Source organism: Mesorhizobium sp. M1E.F.Ca.ET.063.01.1.1 (genome assembly GCF_003998155.1).
Classification (GTDB): Bacteria; Pseudomonadota; Alphaproteobacteria; order Rhizobiales; family Rhizobiaceae; genus Mesorhizobium.
In genome coordinates, this window is sequence record NZ_RZSC01000435.1 from 1 (window position 1) to 4982 (window position 4982).

7 protein-coding genes are annotated in these 4982 nt (G+C 60.0%); all 7 read left to right on the top strand.

From position 1 onward, the window contains the following. Positions 1-709 (top strand): LysR substrate-binding domain-containing protein (locus EOA29_RS24710; protein WP_127221745.1); only part of this gene is annotated, 709 nt, incomplete at its 5' end. Continuing rightward, positions 706-2166, top strand: coding sequence for an NAD(P)/FAD-dependent oxidoreductase (locus tag EOA29_RS24715; RefSeq protein WP_126092277.1), 1461 nt, complete (start codon positions 706-708; stop codon positions 2164-2166). The genes EOA29_RS24710 and EOA29_RS24715, both read left to right, overlap by 4 nt. Next, entirely contained in the window at positions 2163-2645 is a 483-nt protein-coding gene (locus EOA29_RS24720) for a hypothetical protein (protein WP_126092276.1), read from the top strand. The genes EOA29_RS24715 and EOA29_RS24720 overlap by 4 nt, the downstream gene beginning before the upstream one ends. Further along, positions 2642-3208: a peroxidase-related enzyme gene (locus EOA29_RS24725; protein WP_126092275.1), complete on the top strand. Its 567-nt coding sequence runs from the start codon at positions 2642-2644 to the stop codon at positions 3206-3208. The genes EOA29_RS24720 and EOA29_RS24725 overlap by 4 nt, the downstream gene beginning before the upstream one ends. Then, positions 3205-3357 carry a hypothetical protein gene (locus EOA29_RS41640; RefSeq protein WP_189350545.1) on the top strand — a complete coding sequence of 51 codons (153 nt, stop codon included), beginning with the start codon at positions 3205-3207 and terminating at the stop codon, positions 3355-3357. The genes EOA29_RS24725 and EOA29_RS41640 overlap by 4 nt, the downstream gene beginning before the upstream one ends. Positions 3358-3374: 17 nt before the next feature. Next, positions 3375-4115, top strand: coding sequence for an amino acid ABC transporter ATP-binding protein (locus EOA29_RS24730; RefSeq protein ID WP_126092274.1), 741 nt, complete (start codon positions 3375-3377; stop codon positions 4113-4115). A gap of 24 nt (positions 4116-4139) precedes the next feature. Continuing rightward, complete coding sequence (locus tag EOA29_RS24735; protein WP_126092273.1) at positions 4140-4967, top strand: transporter substrate-binding domain-containing protein; 828 nt, start codon at positions 4140-4142, stop codon at positions 4965-4967. The last annotated feature ends 15 nt before the right edge of the window (positions 4968-4982 follow it).

The window sequence follows — 4982 nt, forward strand, 5'->3', positions numbered from 1 at the left end:
CACGGGCCGCATCCTGCAGATTGTGACGACGTCCGCGATCGGCACCGGCTTGATCCCGACGGCCCTGGCTGAGCTCAAGGGCGTCGAGCTTCCGCATGAGACGCATCTCGGGCAGTTTCTTCCCTCGATCGTCGCCCAGGAAGTGCGCAGCGGACGTGCCGAGATCGGGTTCTCAAGTCTGCCGCTCGATACGCCCGGTCTGGATGTCCTGCGGCTCTATTCGGCGCCCGATGTTGCGGCCGTGCGGGAGGACGACCCGCTGGCCAAGCTTGATGTCGTCCCGCTCTCGGGTTTTGCCGGTCGCCGCGTCGCCACGTTGCTCAATCCGCTGCGTTTTCAGTTGCATGTCGCCAAGGCCTTGGCGGCCCGGGGCATCGACACCGGCCCGGTGATCCGGACCAATACTGCCTATGGCGCCTTGCAGATCGTGCGCAAGACTGGGGTCGCGGCAGTCATCGATCCCCTCACGGCCTATGGCGTGCCCCTGCCGGGCGTCGTCATTCGCCCGCTCGATGTAACCGTTCTCTTTTATTGGGGCGTTGTGGCTGCAGCAAATCGCCCCCTTCGTCCAGTCGCACAGGCGTTGATCGATGCGGTCGAAGCGGTTGCTGAACGGTCGATCGCCGGCTTCAGGAAGCTCGATCCAGCCTTAGCCGGCCAATTGGTGACCGATCCCGCATCGGGCACAAGTCACGGAACTGGAATATGAAGCATACGCCCACCCCCGCAGGACTTGATGCACTGGAGGCACAACTTGCGCAGGATCTCGAGTTTCTCGAGCTGCCCTCCAAGCCCTGGGTCCCCAAGCGAATGCATGACGGCGTGCCGGTCCGTGACGTCGTTGTTATTGGCGCCGGCATGTGCGGACTTGCCGCCACGGCAAAGCTTGTCCTGACCGGGATCACCAATGTCGTCGCCTATGATGCCGCTCCGGCTGGACTCGAAGGTCCATGGGTGACGTTTGCGCGCATGCAGACGCTGCGCTCGCCGAAGACCCTGAACGGCCCCTCCCTTGGTCTGCCGCAGTTGACCTTCCGCGCCTGGTTCACCGCGCAATGGGGTGTTGAGGCCTGGCGGTCACTGGACAAGATCCCCAGGGGCCAGTGGATGGATTATCTGGTCTGGTACCGCAAGGTTCTTGCCCTGCCGGTGCGAAACAGCGTGCGCATGACCGGCGTCGCGCCTGTCGATGATTTGATTGCGATCGATGTCGAAGGCGCGGAAACGGGCCTGGTTCTGACCCGCCATCTCGTTCTGGCCACTGGCCGGTCCGGCCTCGGCGGTTTTGCCGTGCCCGATTTCCTCAAGGGCATCGATCGCACCTATTGGGCCCATTCTGCCGACGACATCGATTTCGATGCGCTGAAAGGCAAGCGTTTGGCGGTGATCGGCGCCGGCGCCTCTTCCATGGACAATGCCGCAACGGCGCTCGAGGCGGGCGCCGGTTCTGTCGACATGTTGATCCGGCGCAAGGAAATGCCGCGCATCAATAAGCTGACCGGCATCGGCAGCCAGGGAGTCGTGCACGGTATCTATCACCTGCCCGACGCCTGGAAATGGAAATTCTTCGACTATACTGCCTCGACCCAGACGCCGCCGCCGCGTTCTTCGACGCTTCGCGTGTCTCGCCACCCGAATGCGCGGTTCTTCCTCGACTGTGGCATCGTCGCAATAAAGGAAGATGCCGGAGGCCTTGTGGTCGAAACCACACAAGGGGCAATGCGCTACGATTTCCTGATCGCGGCAACCGGCTTTTCGAACGACTTCAGCGACCGCCCCGAATTTGCAGCTCTCGCCCCCTATATCCGGACCTGGTCGGATGGTCGATACACATCGGATATGGGACCGCCGCGTCCAGGTATGTCGGAGGCGCCGGACCTCGGTCCAGCTTTCGAGTTTCGCGAACGCATTCCCGGCTCCTACCCGATGCTGGCGCATATCCACTGCTTCAACGATGCCGCCATGCTGACTCATGGGAAGGTGTCCGGCGATATCCCAGCCGTCAGCGCCGGTGCCGACCGTCTCGTCCGGGGCATTACCGCATCGCTCTTTGCGGAAGATGTCGAAACCCACTTCGCCAATCTGATCGCTTACGACACCCCCGAACTTCTGGGTGACGAATGGGCCGATTCAACACCTCTGCTGCAGAAGGAGGCCGTGCAGTGATCGACGCAATGGATAAGGCCGCCGGTCTTTCGCCGGAAGATGCCCTTTTCGCTGCGCGGCGGTTTCGACCCGAATTCGTGCAAGGGGCTGAGGAATGTCGCCTTTCTGTAATGCGTCCGGCAAATGACCAAGGGCTGGCGCCGAATTTGCGGGTTGCTCTGGCCCGTCGCATGGCCGCCCTGAATGCCGATCCGGTCCTGATGGCTGAATATGATGTGCAGCTGGCTCAGTTCGGTCCGACGGAGCAGCTTCTGGCCTTGGCTCGAGGCGAAACGGATCTTGAGGAGCCATTGGCGACCATCGCCAAGCATGTCGACCTGATCACGCTGACGCCGAAAAAAGCAGAGGCGAGTCACATCGTGCTGCTGGCGCAGGCCGGATTGAACAACCCTCAGATCGTCGCGCTCTCCGAACTGATTGCCTTCGCAAACTTCCAGACCCGGGTTGCGACCGGCCTGCGATTGATGAGGTCGGTATGATTTCCTCGGTTCGCCTGAAGCCTCTGAATTGGCATCCCTACATCGCACCGGTCGAGCTATCCGAGGCCACGCCGGAGCAGCTCGAAGCGATGAAGGTCACGCCCTCTGCCAAGAAAGTTTCGGAATATGTGCGCACCCTCGTACATGATCCCGAAAGCTATCTTGCCCGCACGATCCTGTTCAACGCCATTATGTATGTCGAAGGCGGACTTGCCCGCCCCGATCGCGAACTTGGCGCGTTAGGCGCGTCGATGATCAACGGCTGCAAATTCTGTGCCGTCGTTCACGCTCGCCGGCATGCGGAGCTGACCAAGAGCGATGACGTGGTCACTGCGCTGTACCTCGACAAAACCGAAAACCTTGGGCCGCGCGATGCGGCAATCTACAGCTTTGCCCGCCGACTGTCGGCGGCGCCGTCGGAAGCGACGGCGGATGATATCGCCTCGCTTCGATCTGTCGGAATGGATGATGCCGAAATCATCGACCTGATCCACGCCATATCGATCTTCGGCTGGGCAAACCGGCTGATGCACGTTCTCGGCCATGCGGAGGCCGGGAAATGAAGTCGCATATCGTCACCACCATCGGGCTGGATGCCGCCAACAAAAGCCGGCCGACCCGGCAGCTGATGACAAGAAAAGGGGAACTGATGCGCAGGAATTCCTGGCCGCATGGCGATCGTCTGGCCGTCGGCCCCTCGCGCACGAAATAAAGGAACACCAATCAGAAATGCTCGAACTCAGAGATATCAGGCTGTCCTACGGAAGCACCCAGGTCCTGAACGGCGTCAATCTTTCGGTGCAACGCGGAGACGTGGTGTCAATCATCGGCCCGAGCGGGACCGGCAAGACCACGCTGCTGAAATGCATTAACTACCTGGCCAAGCCGTCGTCAGGAACCATCGCATTCGACCAGATTCGGATGGACTACCAGCGCGCCGACAAGACCGCTGTCCAGGCGATCCGGCTCCGGACAGCGATGGTCTTTCAGCAATTCAATGTCTTCAAGAATATGACAGTCCTCCAGAACGTGATGGATCCGCTTGTCGTCGTGCAGCGCAAGTCCGCGGACGAGGCGCGTGAAATCGCGCTGCGAGAGCTTGACCGGGTCGGTCTCTCGGCGAAGCGGGACAGCTATCCTTCCCAGCTGTCGGGCGGCCAGCTCCAACGCACCGGCATCGCGCGTGCGCTGGCGGTTCGTCCCGACGTGATGCTCTTCGATGAACCCACGTCATCACTGGATCCTGAGCTCGTCGGTGAAGTTCTGAAGGTGATCAAGGATGTCACGTCGTCAGGGATCACTTCGTTGCTTGTGACCCACGAGATGCAGTTCGCAAAGAACATCTCGAACCGGATCGTCTTCATGGATCGTGGCGTGGTTGCCGCCGACGGCAGTCCGGCTGAGATCTTCGATGCGCCTTCCAGCCCACGACTTGCTCAATTCCTGCAGTCAGAACTCGCTTTTCAATAACTCAACGAGAAGGGAACCTAAGAAATGTCTGCAATCACATCCAATTTTTCCCGTCGCGCTGCCCTGACTGTTGCCGGCGGCATCGCAATTGCCCTTGCAACCGCGGGGATCAGCCACGGTGAGACGGTCCGGACGATCAAGATCGCCACGTCGGCAGAATCCAAGCCGCTGGCGTGGGGCGCGATCGGCGTCGAACCACAAGGCTATGAGCCCGATCTCCTGAGGGCAATCAACGCCAAGCTGCCGCAATACAAGTTCGAGATGGAAGGCGTCTCGGACATAGCGCAGGAAACCGGCCTCGCCACAGGCAAGTACGACATCGCGGTCGGTGGCTACTACAAGTCCCCCGAGCGCGCCAAACAGTTCTTCATTCCGGAGAGCCCTATGGGTGCCAGCCTGATGAAGATCTACAGCAAAAAAGGCAGCGGCATCAAGGAAATGAAAGATCTGGTCGGCAAGAGAATCGTTCCGACCACGGCTGGCGGGGGAACCTACAAGTTCATCATGAACTGGCAGAAAGAGAACCCGCAATACAAGCTCGACGTGACGGCATCGAGCGCGGGCATCCCGTACCCGAACCGTCTGGACGAAGTTCAGAACGGCAAGTTCGACGCACTGGTCCTGCCTTCGAATCTGGGGGAGCAGACCGTCATCGAGGAAAAGAAGCTCGATATCGTGGCGTCCGAGCCAGTCTTTAGCAACAACACCTACATGCTCATTCACAGGTCAGATGAAAACAAGGTTCTGGCTGACGATATGAGCAAGGTTCTTAAGGAATTGAAAGACGACGGTACGATCGAAAAGCTCTCGCAGAAATGGTTCGGCGAGGGCATCGTCCAGTACATGAAATAACAGGGCGTCTACGAC

Coding starts and splice junctions, on each gene's coding strand:
- EOA29_RS24730 (WP_126092274.1), top strand. CDS start 3,375: ATGCTCGAACTCAGAGATATCAGGCTGTCCTACGGAAGCACCCAGGTC.
- EOA29_RS41640 (WP_189350545.1), top strand. CDS start 3,205: ATGAAGTCGCATATCGTCACCACCATCGGGCTGGATGCCGCCAACAAA.
- EOA29_RS24715 (WP_126092277.1), top strand. CDS start 706: ATGAAGCATACGCCCACCCCCGCAGGACTTGATGCACTGGAGGCACAA.
- EOA29_RS24725 (WP_126092275.1), top strand. CDS start 2,642: ATGATTTCCTCGGTTCGCCTGAAGCCTCTGAATTGGCATCCCTACATC.
- EOA29_RS24735 (WP_126092273.1), top strand. CDS start 4,140: ATGTCTGCAATCACATCCAATTTTTCCCGTCGCGCTGCCCTGACTGTT.